Origin of the sequence: Halobacillus alkaliphilus (genome assembly GCF_900113125.1) — a bacterium.
Classification (GTDB): domain Bacteria; phylum Bacillota; class Bacilli; order Bacillales; family Halobacillaceae; genus Halobacillus; species Halobacillus alkaliphilus.
The window spans coordinates 1-19,227 of sequence record NZ_FOOG01000031.1 but is presented as its reverse complement, the minus strand read 5'-3'; the positions used below and the strand labels follow the sequence as shown (position 1 = coordinate 19,227).

Below are 19,227 nucleotides of genomic sequence, written 5' to 3'. Positions count from 1 at the left end.
AATTCCACAAAAAAAAGAACCGATCTGAACGATCAGTCCTCTTCATAATCTCTCTCTTTAAGATATCTTTGGCGATGGGAGAGTCCTATTACTAAAAATAAAATAAATAATCCAATATTCAACCACCGGAATTCATCATAAAAAATGGCAAGCACCGCCCAAATAGCTGCACTTATTAAAAAGAGTATACTAGATAGCAAAGATTGACTCATGATGAACCCCTCCTGTTCCTATTGTAAAGCATATCCATACTTCACAGTGGATATTTTTGATTTTTTCATTAGGTTACTTGTTATTTTTGATTTTTTATAGGCACTCTTAAACCTCAGTGTTGATTTACTGATAAGCTTCCATTACTTGAAGACTTGATTTCGAGACATATTAAGTCCATTTCCAAAAAAAAGGGTGGGACGGTTACGGAAACAACTCGTCTCATTCCATCACCCAGACACTCGAGACATAAGCCGAATAAAAAAAACAACCACACTTAATAGAGCTTACTATATTGGGAGGAGAGTTGGAGACTAAGTTTCGAGGCCCCTTTCGGCCTTAATGAGTAGGAGAAAGTGTGGAAAGCGAGTTATTCCTTGATCAATACTTATTTACCATAGGGCCCAATTGTCTTGAAATACGCACCCGAGAAATTATAGGAAGAAAGGGATATTGTAATTTAATAGAATCTATTATATATTCAAAAAATTCATAGAAAAATAGTTTAGCAAATTTTGACACCATACACCACCCTTGTTAAAATGATTCATGAACATTTTACTCAAATAAAGTACTACATATAGAAAGAAGGACTGCAAAATGGAAACATGGTACTTTGTCGATTCTGGTCATTGTACACCAGCCATGAATATGGCTCTGGATGAAGCATTGATGAATTGGCATCGCCAAGGAGAAATCCCTCCAGTACTTCGCTTTTACGGATGGGCACCAGCAGGTCTTTCAGTGGGATACTTCCAAAAGGTCAAAGGTAAAATTGACCTGGAAGGTGTCGAACGTCATGGCTTTGAACTCGTTCGCCGTCAGACTGGTGGCCGTGCTGTCCTTCATGACAAGGAATTAACGTATAGTGTTATTGTTTCCGAAGATCATCCGGACATGCCAGCTTCCGTGAAAGATGCTTATCTTGTTCTTTCAAAAGGACTTCTGGAAGGTTTTCATAATCTCGGTATTGAAGCTGAATTCGCCGTTCCCGAGGGCAAGTTAGATACAACCGGTTCAGCCGTGTGTTTTGAAGAGCCCTCCTGGTATGAATTGATTGTGGAAGGCAGGAAAGCTGCCGGAAGTGCACAGACAAGGAAAAAGGGTGTAATACTTCAACATGGATCTATTCCAATTGATGTAGATGATGTGAAACTTTTTGATATGTTTATTTATAAGAATGAACGCGTAAAAGAACGGGCTCGCCGCGCATTTGGTGATAAAGCCGCAGCAATCAATCAACTGATCGACAGCCGTATAACATTTGATCAGACGAAAGAAGCTTTTAAAGAAGGATTCGAAACAGGGCTTGGTATCCATTTAGAACCTTTTGAACTTTCCGATGAGCAGTGGAAAGAAGTAGAAAGAATTGCAGAAGAACGCTATCGCACAGAGGAATGGAATTTTTCCAGATAAAAAGGAGTGGAATTCTTATGGCAAAGAATCAAGAACACGTAAGAAAGCCCGATTGGCTGAAAATCAAAATTAACACAAACAAATCCTATACAGGACTTAAGAAACTAATGCGCGATAAAAAATTAAACACCGTTTGTGAAGAGGCCCGCTGCCCGAATATCCACGAATGCTGGAGTGAGCGTAAAACAGCCACCTTCATGATCCTCGGTGATACGTGTACGCGCGGTTGCCGCTTCTGCGCCGTTAAAACCGGGCTTCCAAATGAACTGGACTGGGGTGAGCCGGAACGTGTGGCAGAATCTGTAGAAATCATGGGACTGAAGCATGTGGTAGTAACAGCCGTAGCCCGTGATGACCTAAATGACGGCGGTGCTGCTGTATTTGGTGAGACGGTTAAAGCAATCCGTCGCCGTGTTCCTGGCTGTACCGTTGAAATTCTTCCATCTGATATGAAAGGTGATTATGAGAGCTTACATACTCTGATGGGCGGAGAGCCTGACATCTTCAACCACAATATAGAGACCGTACGCCGGTTGACGAAAAAAGTTCGTGCCCGTGCTATGTATGACCGCTCCTTAGAGCTTTTACAGCGTGTAAAGGATATCCGTCCGGATACACCGACAAAGTCAAGCTTAATGGTCGGTCTGGGAGAAACCAAAGAAGAAATTGTAGAAGCTATGGATGACCTTCTCGCTCATAATGTGGACATTATGACCATCGGCCAGTATTTACAGCCGACGAAAAAACATTTGAACGTTGAGCGCTATTATCATCCAGATGAGTTTGAAGAGCTAAAACAGATCGCTCTTGAGAAAGGATTTAAGCACTGCGAAGCCGGTCCAATGGTACGTTCATCCTACCATGCTGATGAGCAGGTAAATAACACTTCCGCCCAGCGCCGCATTAAATATATGCAAGGCTATGAATCTCAAGGTGAAACTCTGGACACAACAAACTTTTAATTTAAAAGGGAGACCTCCTGATGTGGGAGGTCTCCCTTTTATTTGTATTTTACCAGAAGCCACCATAAGGCGGACGTCCGTAGTAACCTCCTCCATAATAGGGAGGTCGATAAGGACCTGGACCTGGTCCATATCCATAGCCGCCTCCAAAACCTCCGTATAATCCAGGCGCAATTGCTCCACCAAGAAATCCTCCCAACAGACCGCCCGCAAATGGCCCTAAGAAGAAAAATCTTTCATCCTCATCACGAAAATCATCTTGGACAGGATAGGGATACTGATACGGATATTGATTCATATTCATTCCTCCACTTCTATCCTTAGTTATTCACCTACTCTTCAACCTATGTAATTAACCCATAGCATGTATAGGCATCAGCCTTATATCAGGTAGAAATTTACTTCCTACAATTCACATCCTTTATTAAATAAGGTATAATACAGATTAGAATAGCTTGTCTCGACAGATTAAAGGAGGACTATACATGAAAATCACTTTAATTATTCTTGTTTGTATCACATATCTTACGTCCATCTTCGCTGCTGGATACGACGTTAAAGCTGGCAGACCTAAAAAATAAGCACCAAAAAATCGCATCCGTGAGCGGATGCGATTTTTCTTTGCCTATTTCAAATGTGGTGGCTCTATTTAAGCAGAAAGTTTTTACATCGTTCTAGCATGAAAATACACTCCTTATCCCATGCTTATTCTCACCAAGCAAACAGGGGATTTAGTGGTTTCGAGTTTCTGATTCGGCCAGGTCCGGAGGGGGACGATGTAGACTCCTGTGGGATGAACATGATCGGTAAGATCCCGCAGGGCTGTGAAGCCCGAGGAAGCTTACCACATGCCCACGGAAAGCGAAATCGTCCCCCGGAGGACCTTCCGCACACCAATATCTTGAAATCAAGTCTTCCAGTATCGGGAGCTTTTCTTAGAAACCAGCCCTAGAGATAAAACAACAGGTAACAAAAACGACGACGCATAGCGCCGTCGTTTTATTTAATCAAGTTGGGAAATCCCTGCTGTCTAAGCGTTTCAAATAGAATGATGGACACCGTGTTAGCAAGGTTCAAAGAACGTACTTTCCCCGTCATTGGAACACGAAGACAGCGATCTTCCAAGCCTTCGAGAAGTTCATTCGGAATCCCATCACTTTCACGTCCAAAAACGAAAAACAGATCTTTTTCAGGGGACGCAAAATCGAAGTCTACATACGATTTAGTACCGAAATTTTCTATATAATAATAATCCCCTTCAGGATAAGCCTTATATAATTCTTCAATTGAATCATGATAATGAATCGTTACGTCATGCCAGTAATCCAGCCCTGCCCGCTTCAGCATCCGGTCCTCTGTAGAAAACCCTAGCGGACGGATCAAATGAAGTACGGAATTCGTAGCCAGACATGTACGAGCGATGTTTCCTGTGTTTGCAGGAATTTCAGGTTGAAACAAAACAATATGGTTCGGCATTTCCATTCACCTCAGTCTAATCTTAGTCAACTAGACTATTATACCATATCCATCAGTCACCAATCCGAAAGAATTTATACTGGATAGAAGGGGTATAAGCGGTAGAATCTTCATAAGCCCAGTAGCGATGCCGGCTGTTTGAGGTATGGGCATTAACAAGCGGCATACCATCCTTGTTTTTTTTCACAACAATTGTATTATGGTCAAAACGACCGTTCCCTTCGAAATCATAGCAGATCACATCTCCAGGTGACAGTTCATGAGCGGACGATACTTCTGTAGCGGTCAGACCCTGTCTTGCGCCGCTTAAATACCATCTTAACGCGTGGGCGACTGCCCAGCTATAACTCCAATTGCTTCCGCTATACCACCAGCCTCTGCTGCGATTCGGGGTTCCCCATACCGGGGCTCCTCCAGCCCTTAGGCATTGCGAAATGTAGTTCGTACAGTCCACATCAAAATGACGGTAAGCAGGGTTGTATGAATCCCACCACCTTTCTGCATAGCGAACCGCATCCCTGCGATTGTATGTAAAAGGGGCGCGCTGTCTCGCTTCTTTATCGCCAAACTCAGGTAAACAGGGATTTGTCTCAGAAGAAATCGTTTCAGTTTGTATTATATGATGTTTGATCTTATCACCCTCAAACCGCACCCTCCCCTCATAAATACCTTCTTCTAAATAAAAATGCCGGTGATCTTTTAGGAGAAGGGAAAGGCTGAGCATATAACACAGGGTGCTCTGCCTCTCATAGGCACATCTGTGGTAAGGCTTTATCCTGAAAGTTGCCCGCTCAATCCGAATGCCCTGACTCTCTAAATTCTTCACCTTTTTATGAAGCCACATTTCATCTTCCTGCTCCAATAACCGGCTCATGATTTTTTCCCAATAATTCTGTATCTGGTTGGTTTCCTGCATAACCCTTCCCCCTTCCTTTCATCCTATGAAAAAAAGGGACGCTCCATACAAAAAAAGCCGCCTCCCGCAGGAGACGACTAGTTCGTAAACGGTACGACCGTGTGTTGTTTTTCAAAATCCAGTAAGTGACGCTTCTTCTCGAGACCGCCTGCGTATCCTACTAGCTTGCCGTTACTTCCGATCACCCGGTGACAGGGTACAACGATAGCAAATGGGTTTTGGTTCACAGCCCCTCCGACCGCTCGAATGGCCTTTGGAGAAAGCATCGTGGAAGCAATTTCTTTATAGGAGCGTGTTTCGCCATAAGGTATTTGATTAATCAGTGTTCTCCAAACACCTCGTTGAAAATCTGTTCCATAACAAATTAAAGGAATCGAAAATCGTGTTCTTTTTCCATCAAAGTATTCGTTTAACTCTTCTTTTGCCTGACTGACATACTTCTGCTCAGGATCATAAACGAATTCTCCTCTGAGTAGGTGCTTCTTTTTCCAGGATTGAAAGGCGGAATGACGTTCTTCAAATTCGCCGAAATCAATACGACAAACTCCCTCATCATTCGCTAAAACCGTAATAGGTCCGAGAGGAGTCATAAAAGAATCATAATATAAAAAAGACCTATGGTTCATAGTATTAATCCCTTCTTTTACAGTTTTTTCTATTATACAAAAACCTTATTCATAAGAAAAGTAGATTTGATTATATTTTTTCGAATTGAAGTCCTTTTTCCATCTCGTAAATGACTTGTTCATCTTTCTCATTTATCATAGCATCCTTAATGGCCGTAAAACAATCCACTGTTCCGATTTTCCCAAGTCCCCAGGCCGCAGTTCCTCTAATGACGGGCCTTGGGTCTTCATTCATTAATCGAATTAACTCACTAATAGAAGTCTCATCCCGGTAATGAGCCAGGGCCAATATCGCATTTCGCTGAATTGGTTTCTTGCCCCGCCAGGATCCGGAAATAAATCCGAATTTCTCTTTAAACTGGCGGTTTGAAATGGACAACAGCGGTGTCAGTTTCGGTTTGACCACCTCAGGATCTGGTTCAAATTCCTCATGATGATGAAAATCTTTCTTTCTATTAATCGGACAGACCGTCTGACATGTATCACAGCCGTATAGGCGGTTACCGATTTTACTTCGGAACTCATCTGGCAAAAAGTCTTTCGTCTGTGTCAGAAAAGCGATACAGCGCTGGGCATTTAATTGACCGCCCTGGACTAAAGCACCCGTCGGACAAGCATCCACGCATATATTACAATCCCCGCAGCCTTCCTGGACAGGCTCATCAGGGGCAAATGGAATATTCGTTACAAGTTCCGCTAAATATACATATGATCCGAACTCAGGAGTAATGATAGCGCAATTCTTACCACTGAAACCGATTCCTGCCCGTTCTGCTACAGCACGGTCGGAAAGTTCACCAGTATCCACCATCGATTTAAGTTCCACGTCCGGAAACAGTTCCTGAAGATAAGCTCCCAGCTTGTTAAGACGGTCACGCAGAACGGTATGGTAGTCTTCGCCCCAGGAGGCCCTGCAGAACAACCCTCGCCGGTCTCCTTTTCTGCTTTTAGGAGCGTCGTGCATTTTGGAAGGGTAAGCCATCGCGATGGAAATGATCGACTGAGCCCCTGGAAGCAAGCGTCCGGGATCCGTCCGTTCATCTACATCGCCTTTTTCAAATCCGGACTGATAGCCAAGTGCCTCCTGGCGCTTCAACCTGGCTTTTAGCTCGCCAAACACATCGGCTGATGCGAACCCAATCTTATCAATTCCAATTTCCTTACTATAGGCAATCACCTGTTCCTTGAGCTCATGATAATCCATCGCGGCTCCTCCTTCCTATCTGATATCTTTTACTTTCGCGGTTCTTATTCTATTTAACGTTGCCGCTATTTCAAATCGGCGCGGGCGGGCAATTTCGCCAGGATGCTGATCTTTAAATGGAGCAAACGAAGCCAGTCCCTTCTCATCAAATTGCTTTTCAATCTGATCAAGCAGGTCATTTAGCGATTGCTCTGTTTTCAAACTTCCTTTTTTATCTAAATGCAAAATAACATCCGCAATCATACGTGTCTGTGATGGATCGACGAGCTGCTCCACTCCGTCCAGATCAATTTCTGTCTGTCCCATAAGAATAGTCGTTTTTCCTTTGGCTTGTACCTTCTCTTTCTTCCCTTTTCTCGTCTGAAGACTGGAAGCTGAAAAAGCACGTGCCGGAACCTCTCCGAACTTATCATCCTCGGTGGTCGCTCGGCTGCTTGGGTACTTGCCGGCAATATCTTTCGCTTTACCGGTAACATTATAGGGCACATATTGATCCATCATTAGAACATCATCGGCAACCTGGAAATAGTCGCCGGATCCGCCCATAACGAGAATCGTAGAAACATCCAGATCATCACGCATCTGCTTAATTTTATCTATAAACGGTGTAATTGGTTCTTTTTCTTTCACAACCAGCTCCTGCATCCGCTCATCACGGATCATGAAGTTCGTCGCACTTGTATCTTCATCGATTAACAGCGTTTTAGCCCCGGCTTCCAGTGCTTCAATGACATTAGCCGCCTGAGAAGTACTTCCGCTGGCATTTTCCGTTGAAAACTGGGTCGTATCTGTGCCATGTGGAAGATTTTTGATAAATGGCGAAATGTCCACGCTTGTTACTTGCCTGCCGTCTTCTGCTCTTACTTTTACGGCAGCAGGATCAGTCATCACGTATTCTCTGCCGTCCCCTTTGATATGAGGATACACGCCACGTTCCATGGCATTCAACAGGGTACTTTTACCATGATAACCGCCGCCTACGATCAATACAATCCCTTTCTTCACCGCCATACCTGTCAGCGGCTCCTCTCTATGAGGGATAGAAAAAGAAACCCGGTTTTCTTCTGGACTTTGAAATGGCACGGCTTCTTTCATTGGACGCTCACTGATTCCGCTCTCACGAGGAAGGACAGCTCCATCAGCTACAAATGAAATCCAATTGTTTTTCTTCATCTCTGCCTGAATCGCTTCATGCTGATCGGCCAATTGACAGGCCGCTTCAATTTCCTCATCTTTAATGGAAAAGACAGAATGCTGAATAATCTCAGGAATAACTTTGAAGAAGAGCTTGTCCGCTTCCTTTCCATTAATTCGGCGCCCATTAGCCGGGAGACCAATCGTGAGACAGACCGTCATATCTTCTGGATTCAGATTAACTGCGGCCCGGTCCAGAATCTCCTGCCCCGGACGATCCACCGCAACCATTCCGCTTTTCCCGGTTCCTTTAACATCTGTATGGTTTTTGGAAATGGCTTTCGCTACTGCGCGTGCCATACGATCTTCTGCATAAATCTTGCGGCTTTTACTCTCTTTCCATTCTTTTTTAATGGGACGCTTTTCATTTGGAATTCGAATTCTTATTTTAGAAGGTGCCGCAAAGGGATCACCTTGTACATAATCCATAAATACATCGTAATTCTGAAACGCGTGCTTTCCTTGAATATCTTTATATCCTTTATAACTTTTTCCGTCTATTTGTTTCAATTTCTGCTGTAATTGTTTCATTGTCATGGATCCTCCTATTATGGTTGAGTCTACTATAGGGTGTATCCTTTTTTCCTCAATAAAAAACGCAATGCTTCGTTACCTCAATTAACGAAACACTGCGTTGGTTCACATAGTATAAAATAAAAGCATGTTCACTTTCAAAAAAAGTGATTGGAGCGGGTGAAGGGAATCGAACCCTCATCATCAGCTTGGAAGGCTGAGGTTTTACCACTAAACTACACCCGCATGAAATTAGATTCATTAGCTTCGTCAGGCTGTAGGCAAACATGCCTCTTTCTCTGCTCGAAGACTCGAAGAAGTTGGATCCGTCGAGACAACTCGCAGTGCACTCAGTGAAGCAGAGGCTCGTGGCTGAGGTTTTACCACTAAACTACATCCGCATTGAATGGGATTTCTTCGCCTCATCAAGAGTACGTTTTTCATTATAACAATCACATTTTAACGATGCAACACGATTTTTACGAATTTTTGTCGAAAAATTTATCTTCTGTTTACATTAAGATGTTAGGCAGGTCGTGCTCGCTGTTGGTTTTTAACATTATATACTGATTCCCAGATTAATAAACTAGTCCATCCTAACTATTTTAATAATTCCGATAATTGAAACTTTTATATTCTGAATTCGTACACTATGTAAAGGAGGGAATCTAATGATAAATCTCTTTCTCGGTATCGGAATGCTGTTTTTAACCGGACTCATCTTATGGAGTTATAAATTCGATCCAAATAATGCTCTCGTTGTAAGTGCCTCAAAGAAACAATTTATCCTCCTTATCACTGTTCTGATCCTGATTACGTTGTATTTACTTTCAACGGGAGTTTACCAATCATTCTTTTAGAAATCTCATATCAATCAACCACGTTTATTAGAGCCCCAAAGTAAATAAAATGACCACCAGTTATCACTAGTGGTCCATTAGGATATGATTATTCTCTATGGCTGTTTCGATTTAAATACAAATATCGTCGAAAACAAGAGAAAGGCCAGAAAGTTTAGTACGTCCACGGATAGTCTAAGAAGTTCAAATAGCACATTTGTATCCAAATCACTCTCACCTCCTACCTGGACAGACGGTGAGCATGCGTGCAATAGACCCTGGGCCGATGAAGGGAAAGATCATTAGGAGAGAAAGTAGGAGTTTAAGCTGTCTTATTTCTTAAAATCTCCCATTATCTCATTTTTATACGGAAAAATTATAAAACCTCCATTCTCCAAAAAAAAAAGGAGCCCCGTTAAGGACTCCTCTTGCTTTATAGAATCAAGGTGTTTTTCAATCCAGCTATGAAGTTCTCAAAATCCTCAGCTACTTCCCCGGCTATTTCCGGATCTTTGTAGCTCTCATCATGAAGCTTAGATAATCCAGGTTCCACCTCTACCGTACGCCCGTCCAACAGGACAAGCTCAAGTTTCCAAGGAGGCGTGTTTTGATTTAAGCTATACTCACTGAACAGCTCTTTCATTGAAATAATCTTGTCCGTAAACAACGTTTCTTTCGTAACTTCCATTTCTTCAGTCATTGTCAAAATGGTCATTGTCCGCTCACGAATGTTCACAATAAACAAACTATGCAGGTCTTCCGTAAGCACTTCTGCTGAGCGGTAATTATCTGATTCAAAAACTTCATCCGTAAATTCAAGAGATGCAACCGTACGCAAATTTTCCATGGAAGATGTTAATCTTTCCCTAAGAGCAGTAGACATAAAATTACCTCCTTATTTTTTATGGTTCACTCCTCTTCATTGCCTGATATAGAGCGCTCAAAACCAATTTTACCAACAATAAACAATTGTAACTAAAGTGGGCAAATCATGGCTTTCGAAAGAAGGATTTTCTCGACACATCTTGTGATCTTTTTCTAGGATCGGTCAAATTTTTTTCTCTTTATTAATCTGATGTAAAGAATTTAAGGAAGTTCGGCCTACGTAAACACTTATCTTAACCTATATATAACCAAGTTTTTTTCTAGTTTTATAAAGATTTTTCATAATTTACAGGTTTTCTATTCTTTCTGTTCCCTGATCTTGTGGTTAAAATTACTCCTGCGATTACTAGAAGGGCTCCTGCTATTTCCGGTAGTTTGATTGTTTCCCCAAGCCAGAGATAGGCGCCGATCATTGTGACGACCGGTAAGAAATTTAAAAATACAGATGCAAGGGAAGCTCCCAGCCTTTCCACCGCCCGGTTATAAAACACCAGTGCAATAACGGAGGGAAACACACCTAAATATAAGAATCCCATCCAATACTCAGCCTTGCCGAGGGAAGGTACACTGCCAAGCGTCCATTCAACGGCAACGAAAGGCAGAAGGATCAGCACGGACACCCCAGTCATTACCAGGAGAACCCCATACGCCGGAAATAAGTGCATGTACTGCTTCACCACAACTGAGTAGACTGCCCAGCAGGTGATGGCTCCTATCATAATGACGTCCCCGACGTTCCATGAAGACGAGAACAGTTCAAATAGTCGGCCATCCATGACGACCCATACCGCTCCAAGAAAAGAAAGGATCACTCCGAGCCACTTGATCAGCGGCAGCTTTTCTTTTACAATCAGAGCACTTAATACGACTGTGACGACAGGAATGACCGTTTCAAGTACGGACACATTGGAAGCTGTGGTGAATTGAAGCGCCCCATAAATAAACGTATTAAAAAAAGTAACTCCTGTAAGCGTCATGATTATAAAAGGGCCCTTGTATTCCTGAAATGTCTTTCTCGCTCTCCACGCACTTCTAAATCCAATCGGAAGTAAAAAGATAAAGGCAACGACGAGCCGGAAAAAAGCGATGGTAAACGGCGGCAGGTCATTCATTGCTTTCCCCGTAAGAATATTACCCGCATAGAATAGCACAACAAATATCATTAATATGTATGGATACATGGAACCTCCTCCCTTCTTCGTTAGATTCTGCTTCCATCTTATAATCACCGGCCGATTTATTAAAGAGTTACATAAAAAGCGAAGCTTCCCTTGTCGAAACTTCGCCGGGTAATCCTATTAAGTTTACGTATAAGCTACAATTGAAATCAGTATGGCAGCTGTAAAATAAATGAACGTTCCAATCGATACTGGATTAACTTTGAATTGAAAGATCGACACACGGTAGATATCTTTACCGTCTCCAAAAACCTGGTTGTCCACATTCGCATACTGATTCCCCATAAACTCATTCAACTGCATGAACCATACCATAATAAACAGCAAAAAACCGATCGTAAAATGAGATTCAATGAATGATAATCCTGTTCGGGTTGAGACCAGGAAAGTCAGTGATAATTCAAGCAGTAGTGTAAGCGTAGTAATAGAAGAAACGAGCCATTTCTTCGGAACTTTCATTAAGTACTTCTTTTCCAAATGATCCATAACACGGGCACCGGCGATAGGAATTAGAAATATGAGGGACATGACCACTGTACTTGAAATCCAGACATTATTGAATGGTTCAACCTCCTCTTGAAGGTACACTTTTATTCAAAACAATCCAATTAATGGAATTATTCCCAGAATTATATCAAGAGTGTACCACCATAGGAATATAATGTACACTTTTTCCTATAAAAAAAATGCGTAACCTATGAGAAAGGTCACGCATTTCCTTTATAGATTTTCAAAAAACAGTCGAAGAACGTCAGCCCCGCCTATAAATGTGCCTAGAGAGCTGCCCACATTTGCTAGCAGGACCACAAGCAGGATACGAGTGACACGGTTACGCCAGAATCCCTTCAGACTCGAGACATCTTCAGATAAGGTTTCAAATTCGGCTACCGTTGGTCTACGAAAATATGCCTGGACTATGCCGGCAAACCATCCGGCCGCAATCAGCGGGTTCAACGATGTAATTGGAGCAGCTACGAAGGCGGCTAACACGGCAATTGGATGAGCCAGCGCAGCAGCTGTGCCGATCGCAGAAAATGTACCATTCCATAATACCCAGCTAATCGTCTGCTGAGTACCAGCCTCCGGATTCGCCATAAACGTATAAACAATGATGGATATAATTAAAATGGGAATGCTCCAGCCTATAATTTTCGGCCACGGAGACTTAGCAGGACGCTTATTCAATTGAGTTAAATCATGCTCTTTGTAAATCGCTTCTTTAATACCCGGTACGTGAGCAGCTCCGAGTACCGCTACCACTTTCTGACCGGGTGCATCTTTAATTTTCTGAGCTAAATACTGGTCACGCTCATCAATCAGCGGCTTTTTTAATTTAGGAAAGTTCTCGGTCAAATCCTTCAGCATGCCATCAAGCATATCCTGCGTCTTCATCTTTTCAAGCTCCGCTTCGGAGATGGTGTCATTACTAAAAATGCTGTAGACGATCGACATTAACAGTTTGGCCTTGCCCCCAAACCCGATATTTCCCCAGATTCTTGCAAAGGTTACCTGAATATTCCGGTCAGCTAACACAAGCTCGGCATCATGCTCTTTCGCCGATTCAATCCCTTGGATCATTTCCTGACCCGCCTGAATACCAAATTGCTTAGCCATCCGCTTTTGAAAGGATGAAATAGCCAGGTTCATTAACAATAAGGAGGCCTTTTTCTGCTTAATCACAGCAAAAATATCCGTATCTTTCCAGGCATCACCATTTACAATCGATTGGTAGCGCTGTTCATCTAGTTCCACACATACAGAATCAGGCTGTTCGTCATCTATAACCTGCTTGACTTGATCCGCGCTTTGTTTAGATACATGCGCAGTACCAACCAGTATGTATTCTGTATCATTTATATGAAGTCTCGTGATGTTATCTTCCGTCATCGCCATACATACCTTCCTTTACCAGTGGACTATATTGTTTCATCTCTACTAATACTAAACCAGAATGTATAAAATGAGAATGGGTTTCACCTGTTTTTACGCGAGCAAGTTTGAACTCCTGACCTTCACGTTGACAAAGTGACCCCTGCCCTATAGAATCTCTATTAATTATTATCTCATGAAACGAATTCACATGCCCATATAAATTTGGTTATTTTATTCAACGTATCTGCTTACCGCGCGGTGGAGATAAACTGTGGATACCGCATTACATCCTTAAATGTATCAGGAATTACACGGAAGGAGAAATCATATATGAACTCAGCTAAAGAACAGTTAACGAAAGATCTGAACATCGCAAGCAAGAAAATCCCAGCAGATATGATCATTAAAAATGGTAAGCTCCTTGATGTCTTCAATCTTGAATGGATCGAGGCAGACGTGGCTATATCTGATGGGAAGTTTGTCGGGATCGGACACTATAATGAAGCAGCCCAGATCATAGACGCCAACAACCGGTATGTCTGCCCCTCCTTTATTGATGGACATGTCCATATTGAATCCTCCATGGTCACCCCGGGTGAATACGCTAAAGTTGTGGTACCTCACGGAGTTACCACGGTGGTCACAGACCCTCACGAAATAGCCAACGTCAGTGGAGAAGAAGGTCTGCAATTCATGCTCGAGAATGCTGAGGACCTTCCTTTAGAGGTTTTCTTTATGCTTCCCTCTTGTGTCCCTGCTACTCCGTTCGAACATTCAGGCGCTCACCTGACAGCCGCTGACCTTGAAAAATACGTAACCCACCCGAGCGTACTTGGTTTAGCGGAAGTCATGGACTACCCCTCTCTCCTGCATACAAAAGATAATCTTCTCGATAAAATCACGATGATTCATCAGCACGGCGGGAAGCTGGACGGCCACCTGGCCGGACTGGAGAACAATGCCGTTAATCTCTTTCGCACGGCCGGAATAACCACCGATCACGAATGTACGAAAGAAGAAGAAGCGCTGGAACGCCTGAGACGAGGTATGTATCTAATGATCCGTGAAGGCTCTGCCGCGAAAGATTTAAACGCATTAATTCCGGTAGTCACCGCCCATAATGCACGGCGCTGTCTATTCTGCACTGACGATAAACACCTGGACGAACTGATCGAGGAAGGAAGCATCGACCATAATGTCCGGCTTTCCATTCAACACGGAGTATCACCTCAAATTGCCTTACAAATGGCTTCTTTAAACGCAGCCGAATGCTATGGTCTGAGAAGTAAAGGGGCCATCGCTCCCGGTTATGATGCCGATTTCTTACTCCTCGAGGACCTTGAAAAAGTGAAAATTAGTGACGTATACAAACAGGGCCGGCACATCAGCCATAATGGGACCTACACGCCTCATGACGCTCACAAAAAGAAACAAGCGGCTCCTATTACCGAGACGGTTCATTTTTCAAACCTTACAGAAGAACAGCTTAAACTACCTATAAGCAAAGCACAGCAAGCCCATATTATTAAAATCAATCCAAACCAGCTTCTTACTAATAAATTAGTGGAGGAAGTGGAGACAGAAAACGGCTTCTTCGTTCCCTCGCCAGATAAAGATCAATTGAAATTAACGGTAGTGGAGCGCCATAAAAAAACCGGACATCTTGGCGTAGGTATCGTGAAAGGCTTCGGGTTAAAAGATGGAGCGATCGCCACGACCATTGCTCACGACTCCCACAACATTGTGGCCCTGGGCGCCAATGATCCAGACCTATTGAAAGCCATTACTACGTTAAAAGAAATCAATGGCGGTCTTGTAATTGTTAAGAATGGAGCGGTCTTATCGTCCCTTCCCCTCCCGATTGCCGGATTGATGTCTGATCAGTCGTTTCCATTTGTCAAGGAGCGCCTCGAACATATCGGAGAAACTCTGCCTTCTTTAGGGTTTACGAAGGATTTCAATCCATTCCTTACCTTATCCTTCTTAACGCTGCCGGTGATCCCTTCCTTGAAATTAACGGACATGGGATTGTTTGATGTAGAAACGTTTCAGCACATAGAGGTATCCTTATAGAAAAGCAGGAAACCAGACGCTTGGTCTGGTTTCCTGCTTTTTTATTAATCCATATAAACTACACGAGGCTCAATGTAATAGTTCACGTTCAATTGAATGCGATCTTCCTCACTGTTTTTAAATCCATTAACGGTCATTCGTATGGCGTCTATAGGAAGCTGTTCTTCCATCACTGGTCTTATACCAGAAGTGGTTACCATAAACGTGTTCTCTGTACTTCCAGACAAAGAGCGAACCGCTCCTTCTGCAAAAAGCGAATAATAATGGCTATCCTTATTTTGTGTGAATGCCTCTAGTCCCGTTTCATTAATCACCTTAAAAAATTCTTCAGGAGAAATCCTCCCGTGCATGTCCTGACCCATGTGATGAACTTGACGGTTCTGCTTCTTATAACGATTTCGTCTAATTTCATACTCTTTTTTACTGAGGTCCAGCTCCACAGCATAATTGGTTTCTCTGTTTCCTTGAGCAACTGTCTTGAAATTATAGAATAGAGACTCCACAGCTCCCTCATCCGTGAATTCCATTTCCAGTCTCTGCAGTCGCGGATTATGAATATCACCAAATGTATGAGTGATCATATTCCAGTGCTCGTTAAAATCAAAACCTTCAGATGCAGACAGGCTTTGAGAGACATCTACGTGACGGGGCCATTCGTAAACATAATTTTGAACAGGCGAAATGATTAAAGATGTAAGGTAGAGGAACAGACCTAAGTATGCTGCATATCGTTTCGCTAACCGATTCCACGCAGGCTCCCGAAAAAACATTAGAAAAATGATAAACCCTAACGGAAGAGACCACTGGTTAGTCGTGAAGGAAAAACTTCCCATAACCGAGTAGCCAAGAAGCTTAAGTAATAAGTATGGCTCATCTCTCCCCCATTTGCGGTATATGTACAAAATGATTCCAAACTGGACTATGTATAAAATGAGATAGAGCAATGGACACCCTCCTTTATCACCATAAATTCTATCATGAATTCCAGAGCATCCGAATACCATACTGATTTTTTACAGGAAACTCTAAGTAGTGAATGATCCTGCTCTTCACATTATTCATTCTGACCGAATCATTTCTTCATTTAACAAAAAAACCAATGTCTTATTAACATTGGTTAAAAAAATATGTGCTTATTCAGTTTAGATAGATGATTATCTAAAAGGTTAGCTAAGTAAAGCTCAGTGCCCCATCCTTTTCTATGACAACTGGCGTTCGTACACTACTTCATTTGTTTCAGGATCTAAAGCATCTACCTTCATATCTACAACACGGCCATCTGCATTACTTTTAAAACCCCATAAGCGAATATAATTATTCATGTTAAAGTCACGAAAAGTAAGATGGACCTTTCTCAATTCTTCATTTTCGCCTGGCTCTTCTTTAATCACACACTCCTGAAATTTCATCGTTTCAGCAGGCTGACTCAATATATAGTCATACATTATCTTTTCAAGTTCAGGAAAAGCCATTCCATCATTGTCTAAGCAAGTATTTTTAAATTCATTGTAGTCTGTAATGTGATGGATTACTTTAGATTCGTTTGCCATATTAATTGCCTCCTAGATTAAACAGTTACCTGTCTCTTTCCCTATAATATGAATGAGAAAACCCTCTAGACAAGACTATAGACAACACTATGACACTGTTCGGAAGATGCTTACTTAGTGAAACGAAAAACGGCGTTATCCTTCTTGAGGATAACGCCGTCATTACATTAATATTTAATACCGGTGGCCGGGGTCGAACCGGCACTCCGTAAGGAACACGATTTTGAGTCGTGCGCGTCTGCCAATTCCGCCACACCGGCATAATCTCATTGGAGGCGGCAACCGGAATCGAACCGGTGATAAAGGAGTTGCAGTCCTCTGCCTTACCGCTTGGCTATGCCGCCATTACAAGATCAGTAGTATTTTAGTTTATTCTAACATGTACTCAATTATGATTGAAATAGTATGGAGCGGGAGACGGGATTCGAACCCGCGACCCCCACCTTGGCAAGGTGGTGTTCTACCACTGAACTACTCCCGCAGTGGAAAATGGCTGGGCCAGCTGGATTCGAACCAGCGCATGACGGTACCAAAAACCGTTGCCTTACCGCTTGGCTATGGCCCAAAGTGAAAATAAATGGGGCGGCTGATGGGAATCGAACCCACGAATGCCGGAACCACAATCCGGTGCGTTAACCACTTCGCCACAACCGCCATAGAAAAAAGCAGGGGTAGTAGGAATCGAACCCACATTGACGGTTTTGGAGACCGTAGTTTTACCATTAAACTATACCCCTATTTGAATGATTAAATTAAAATGGTGGAGGGAGTAGGACTCGAACCTACGAACCCGATGGGAGCGGATTTACAGTCCGCCGCGTTTGGCCAACTTCGCTATCCCTCCATGTTATATGCCTATAAGCATCAAATGGTGCCGGCCAGAGGACTTGAACCCCCAACCTACTGATTACAAATCAGTTGCTCTGCCAGTTGAGCTAGGCCGGCTAAAAAAATGGTGGCTCGGGACGGAATCGAACCGCCGACACACGGATTTTCAGTCCGTTGCTCTACCGACTGAGCTACCGAGCCGAATCTTATGTATAGCCTAAGTATGAAAATGGCGGTCCGGACGGGACTCGAACCCGCGACCTCCTGCGTGACAGGCAGGCATTCTAACCAACTGAACTACCGGACCATTATTTAAATTAGTTGCACTTTTCAGCACTACCGATTTCCAACTAGCAAAGATATAATTCAAAGTAGTTAGTTGAAATAATTTGGTTGCACTCTACCATTATTAATGAACGAAGAAATGAATTCGACGTAGTTCATTAATTTAAATTGGTTGCGGGGGCAGGATTTGAACCTGCGACCTCCGGGTTATGAGCCCGACGAGCTACCGAACTGCTCTACCCCGCGATAATGTGGGATTTATAATTCCCATAAAGTATTGAGTTACCTTGCGGTAATGGTGGAGGATGCAGGGTTCGAACCTGCGACCCCTTGCTTGTAAGGCAAGTGCTCTCCCAGCTGAGCTAATCCTCCATATGAAGTGGTGACCCGTACGGGATTCGAACCCGTGTTACCGCCGTGAAAGGGCGGTGTCTTAACCACTTGACCAACGGGCCATTGTGGAAAAATGAACTTATGGCGGAGAGCGAGGGATTCGAACCCTCGAAACCGTGGTAACGGTTTACACGAATTCCAATCGTGCTCCTTCGGCCAGCTCGGACAGCTCTCCAAAATATGGCTCCAACGGTAGGATTCGAACCTACGACCGATCGGTTAACAGCCGATTGCTCTACCACTGAGCTACGTTGGAATAATGTAAAACCTGGCGGCGTCCTACTCTCACGGGGATCGACCCGACTACCATCGGCGCTGAAGAGCTTAACTTCTGTGTTCGGCATGGGAACAGGTGTGACCTCTTCGCCTTCACCACCAGATCTTATTTCCTTTTTTTCAAGGACAAGATATATTGTATTGTTTTTCGAGCAAAAAATCAAGGGTAAATTACAAGTTTTTTTGTAAACCCTCAAAACTGGATAAGGCAATCATTCAACCATCGGACAAGCGAACGTCTCTTCCGACTTCTTTTTTAAAGGATAGATAAGTCATCGATCCATTAGTATCCGTCAGCTCCACGTGTCACCACGCTTCCACCTCGGACCTATCAACCTCATCGTCTCTGAGGGATCTTACTTACTTGGCGTAAGGGGAAATCTCATCTCAAGGGGGGCTTCATGCTTAGATGCTTTCAGCACTTATCCCGACCACACGTAGCTACCCAGCGATGCTCCTGGCGGAACAACTGGTACACCAGCGGTGTGTCCATCCCGGTCCTCTCGTACTAAGGACAGCTCCTTTCAAATT

General features: G+C 43.2%; 17 protein-coding genes, 16 tRNA genes and 2 rRNA genes. 4 read left to right on the top strand and 31 right to left on the bottom strand.

Annotation, left to right across the window (positions count from 1 at the left end):
• Positions 1-32: 32 nt before the first annotated feature.
• The gene (locus BMZ06_RS14885) at positions 33-212 is read right to left on the bottom strand and encodes a hypothetical protein (protein WP_041601214.1); all 180 of its coding nucleotides are present in this window, start codon (positions 210-212) and stop codon (positions 33-35) included.
• Positions 213-810: 598 nt separating this feature from the next.
• Between BMZ06_RS14885 and BMZ06_RS14880 the strand changes: the two genes are divergently transcribed.
• A complete protein-coding gene (locus BMZ06_RS14880; RefSeq protein ID WP_089753074.1) occupies positions 811-1,626 on the top strand; it encodes a lipoate--protein ligase family protein in 816 nt (271 codons plus the stop codon).
• Positions 1,627-1,643: 17 nt separating this feature from the next.
• On the top strand, positions 1,644-2,588 hold the full coding sequence (gene lipA, locus BMZ06_RS14875) for a lipoyl synthase (protein WP_089753072.1): 945 nt from the start codon (positions 1,644-1,646) through the stop codon (positions 2,586-2,588).
• 49 nt (positions 2,589-2,637) lie between these two features.
• Here lipA and BMZ06_RS14870 read toward each other — a convergent pair whose 3' ends face one another.
• The 7 genes from BMZ06_RS14870 to BMZ06_RS14840 all read right to left on the bottom strand — a co-directional run bounded on the left by BMZ06_RS14870 (position 2,638) and on the right by BMZ06_RS14840 (position 8,763).
• The gene (locus BMZ06_RS14870; protein WP_089753070.1) at positions 2,638-2,886 is read right to left on the bottom strand and encodes a hypothetical protein; all 249 of its coding nucleotides are present in this window, start codon (positions 2,884-2,886) and stop codon (positions 2,638-2,640) included.
• Positions 2,887-3,587: 701 nt separating this feature from the next.
• The gene (gene trmL / locus BMZ06_RS14865) at positions 3,588-4,064 is read right to left on the bottom strand and encodes a tRNA (uridine(34)/cytosine(34)/5-carboxymethylaminomethyluridine(34)-2'-O)-methyltransferase TrmL (RefSeq protein ID WP_089753068.1); all 477 of its coding nucleotides are present in this window, start codon (positions 4,062-4,064) and stop codon (positions 3,588-3,590) included.
• A gap of 52 nt (positions 4,065-4,116) precedes the next feature.
• Positions 4,117-4,980: an amidase domain-containing protein gene (locus BMZ06_RS14860; RefSeq protein WP_089753067.1), complete on the bottom strand. Its 864-nt coding sequence runs from the start codon at positions 4,978-4,980 to the stop codon at positions 4,117-4,119.
• Between the two features lie 77 nt (positions 4,981-5,057).
• The gene (locus tag BMZ06_RS14855; RefSeq protein ID WP_089753064.1) at positions 5,058-5,606 is read right to left on the bottom strand and encodes a methylated-DNA--[protein]-cysteine S-methyltransferase; all 549 of its coding nucleotides are present in this window, start codon (positions 5,604-5,606) and stop codon (positions 5,058-5,060) included.
• Between the two features lie 70 nt (positions 5,607-5,676).
• Positions 5,677-6,810, bottom strand: a complete 1,134-nt coding sequence (gene queG, locus BMZ06_RS14850) for a tRNA epoxyqueuosine(34) reductase QueG (RefSeq protein WP_089753062.1) — start codon at positions 6,808-6,810, stop codon at positions 5,677-5,679.
• Positions 6,811-6,825: 15 nt separating this feature from the next.
• A complete protein-coding gene (locus BMZ06_RS14845; RefSeq protein ID WP_089753060.1) occupies positions 6,826-8,535 on the bottom strand; it encodes an ABC-ATPase domain-containing protein in 1,710 nt (569 codons plus the stop codon).
• Between the two features lie 154 nt (positions 8,536-8,689).
• Positions 8,690-8,763 (bottom strand) — tRNA-Gly (locus BMZ06_RS14840).
• A gap of 425 nt (positions 8,764-9,188) precedes the next feature.
• On the opposite strand from BMZ06_RS14840, the gene BMZ06_RS14835 reads away from it, so the two are divergent.
• Positions 9,189-9,377, top strand: a complete 189-nt coding sequence (locus BMZ06_RS14835) for a hypothetical protein (protein ID WP_089753058.1) — start codon at positions 9,189-9,191, stop codon at positions 9,375-9,377.
• A 412-nt stretch (positions 9,378-9,789) separates the two neighbouring features.
• On the opposite strand, the gene BMZ06_RS14830 is transcribed toward BMZ06_RS14835, so the two are convergent.
• The 4 genes from BMZ06_RS14830 to BMZ06_RS14815 form a co-directional block, all read right to left on the bottom strand.
• Positions 9,790-10,239 carry a hypothetical protein gene (locus tag BMZ06_RS14830; RefSeq protein ID WP_089753056.1) on the bottom strand — a complete coding sequence of 150 codons (450 nt, stop codon included), beginning with the start codon at positions 10,237-10,239 and terminating at the stop codon, positions 9,790-9,792.
• A gap of 268 nt (positions 10,240-10,507) precedes the next feature.
• Positions 10,508-11,422, bottom strand: a complete 915-nt coding sequence (locus tag BMZ06_RS14825; protein ID WP_089753054.1) for a DMT family transporter — start codon at positions 11,420-11,422, stop codon at positions 10,508-10,510.
• Between the two features lie 123 nt (positions 11,423-11,545).
• Positions 11,546-11,905, bottom strand: coding sequence for a hypothetical protein (locus tag BMZ06_RS14820; RefSeq protein WP_139205838.1), 360 nt, complete (start codon positions 11,903-11,905; stop codon positions 11,546-11,548).
• A 234-nt stretch (positions 11,906-12,139) separates the two neighbouring features.
• Positions 12,140-13,306, bottom strand: coding sequence for a TraB/GumN family protein (locus BMZ06_RS14815; protein WP_089753108.1), 1,167 nt, complete (start codon positions 13,304-13,306; stop codon positions 12,140-12,142).
• Positions 13,307-13,621: 315 nt separating this feature from the next.
• Here BMZ06_RS14815 and ade point away from each other — a divergent pair, with 315 nt between their 5' ends.
• A complete protein-coding gene (gene ade / locus BMZ06_RS14810; protein WP_089753051.1) occupies positions 13,622-15,364 on the top strand; it encodes an adenine deaminase in 1,743 nt (580 codons plus the stop codon).
• A 44-nt stretch (positions 15,365-15,408) separates the two neighbouring features.
• On the opposite strand, the gene BMZ06_RS14805 is transcribed toward ade, so the two are convergent.
• The 19 genes from BMZ06_RS14805 to BMZ06_RS14715 all read right to left on the bottom strand — a co-directional run.
• A complete protein-coding gene (locus tag BMZ06_RS14805) occupies positions 15,409-16,308 on the bottom strand; it encodes a hypothetical protein (RefSeq protein WP_089753049.1) in 900 nt (299 codons plus the stop codon).
• A gap of 255 nt (positions 16,309-16,563) precedes the next feature.
• Entirely contained in the window at positions 16,564-16,914 is a 351-nt protein-coding gene (locus tag BMZ06_RS14800; RefSeq protein ID WP_089753046.1) for a hypothetical protein, read from the bottom strand.
• A 178-nt stretch (positions 16,915-17,092) separates the two neighbouring features.
• Positions 17,093-17,174 (bottom strand) — tRNA-Leu (locus BMZ06_RS14795).
• A gap of 10 nt (positions 17,175-17,184) precedes the next feature.
• Positions 17,185-17,258: transfer RNA gene (locus BMZ06_RS14790), tRNA-Cys, on the bottom strand.
• Between the two features lie 62 nt (positions 17,259-17,320).
• Positions 17,321-17,395: transfer RNA gene (locus BMZ06_RS14785), tRNA-Gly, on the bottom strand.
• A gap of 9 nt (positions 17,396-17,404) precedes the next feature.
• Positions 17,405-17,479 (bottom strand) — tRNA-Gln (locus tag BMZ06_RS14780).
• A gap of 13 nt (positions 17,480-17,492) precedes the next feature.
• A tRNA-His gene (locus BMZ06_RS14775) sits at positions 17,493-17,568 on the bottom strand.
• A 12-nt stretch (positions 17,569-17,580) separates the two neighbouring features.
• Positions 17,581-17,651 (bottom strand) — tRNA-Trp (locus tag BMZ06_RS14770).
• A 21-nt stretch (positions 17,652-17,672) separates the two neighbouring features.
• A tRNA-Tyr gene (locus tag BMZ06_RS14765) sits at positions 17,673-17,758 on the bottom strand.
• A gap of 25 nt (positions 17,759-17,783) precedes the next feature.
• Positions 17,784-17,859: transfer RNA gene (locus BMZ06_RS14760), tRNA-Thr, on the bottom strand.
• A gap of 8 nt (positions 17,860-17,867) precedes the next feature.
• A tRNA-Phe gene (locus tag BMZ06_RS14755) sits at positions 17,868-17,943 on the bottom strand.
• Between the two features lie 29 nt (positions 17,944-17,972).
• Positions 17,973-18,049 (bottom strand) — tRNA-Asp (locus BMZ06_RS14750).
• Between the two features lie 147 nt (positions 18,050-18,196).
• Positions 18,197-18,273: transfer RNA gene (locus BMZ06_RS14745), tRNA-Met, on the bottom strand.
• A gap of 50 nt (positions 18,274-18,323) precedes the next feature.
• A tRNA-Val gene (locus tag BMZ06_RS14740) sits at positions 18,324-18,399 on the bottom strand.
• An 8-nt stretch (positions 18,400-18,407) separates the two neighbouring features.
• Positions 18,408-18,482: transfer RNA gene (locus BMZ06_RS14735), tRNA-Glu, on the bottom strand.
• Between the two features lie 20 nt (positions 18,483-18,502).
• Positions 18,503-18,595 (bottom strand) — tRNA-Ser (locus BMZ06_RS14730).
• 6 nt (positions 18,596-18,601) lie between these two features.
• A tRNA-Asn gene (locus BMZ06_RS14725) sits at positions 18,602-18,676 on the bottom strand.
• A 10-nt stretch (positions 18,677-18,686) separates the two neighbouring features.
• Positions 18,687-18,800: ribosomal RNA gene (gene rrf, locus BMZ06_RS14720) — 5S ribosomal RNA — on the bottom strand.
• Positions 18,801-18,959: 159 nt separating this feature from the next.
• Positions 18,960-19,227 (bottom strand): 23S ribosomal RNA (locus BMZ06_RS14715); the annotation flags it as partial.

Excerpts from the sequence above, each read along its gene's own strand:
- BMZ06_RS14830 (WP_089753056.1), bottom strand. The coding sequence starts at position 10,239 with ATGTCTACTGCTCTTAGGGAAAGATTAACATCTTCCATGGAAAATTTG.
- BMZ06_RS14885 (WP_041601214.1), bottom strand. The coding sequence starts at position 212 with ATGAGTCAATCTTTGCTATCTAGTATACTCTTTTTAATAAGTGCAGCT.
- BMZ06_RS14860 (WP_089753067.1), bottom strand. The coding sequence starts at position 4,980 with ATGCAGGAAACCAACCAGATACAGAATTATTGGGAAAAAATCATGAGC.
- BMZ06_RS14855 (WP_089753064.1), bottom strand. The coding sequence starts at position 5,606 with ATGAACCATAGGTCTTTTTTATATTATGATTCTTTTATGACTCCTCTC.
- BMZ06_RS14825 (WP_089753054.1), bottom strand. The coding sequence starts at position 11,422 with ATGTATCCATACATATTAATGATATTTGTTGTGCTATTCTATGCGGGT.
- ade (WP_089753051.1), top strand. The coding sequence starts at position 13,622 with ATGAACTCAGCTAAAGAACAGTTAACGAAAGATCTGAACATCGCAAGC.
- BMZ06_RS14880 (WP_089753074.1), top strand. The coding sequence starts at position 811 with ATGGAAACATGGTACTTTGTCGATTCTGGTCATTGTACACCAGCCATG.
- BMZ06_RS14820 (WP_139205838.1), bottom strand. The coding sequence starts at position 11,905 with ATGGATCATTTGGAAAAGAAGTACTTAATGAAAGTTCCGAAGAAATGG.
- lipA (WP_089753072.1), top strand. The coding sequence starts at position 1,644 with ATGGCAAAGAATCAAGAACACGTAAGAAAGCCCGATTGGCTGAAAATC.
- BMZ06_RS14800 (WP_089753046.1), bottom strand. The coding sequence starts at position 16,914 with ATGGCAAACGAATCTAAAGTAATCCATCACATTACAGACTACAATGAA.
- BMZ06_RS14815 (WP_089753108.1), bottom strand. The coding sequence starts at position 13,306 with ATGACGGAAGATAACATCACGAGACTTCATATAAATGATACAGAATAC.
- BMZ06_RS14835 (WP_089753058.1), top strand. The coding sequence starts at position 9,189 with ATGATAAATCTCTTTCTCGGTATCGGAATGCTGTTTTTAACCGGACTC.
- BMZ06_RS14870 (WP_089753070.1), bottom strand. The coding sequence starts at position 2,886 with ATGAATCAATATCCGTATCAGTATCCCTATCCTGTCCAAGATGATTTT.
- BMZ06_RS14845 (WP_089753060.1), bottom strand. The coding sequence starts at position 8,535 with ATGAAACAATTACAGCAGAAATTGAAACAAATAGACGGAAAAAGTTAT.
- trmL (WP_089753068.1), bottom strand. The coding sequence starts at position 4,064 with ATGCCGAACCATATTGTTTTGTTTCAACCTGAAATTCCTGCAAACACA.
- queG (WP_089753062.1), bottom strand. The coding sequence starts at position 6,810 with ATGGATTATCATGAGCTCAAGGAACAGGTGATTGCCTATAGTAAGGAA.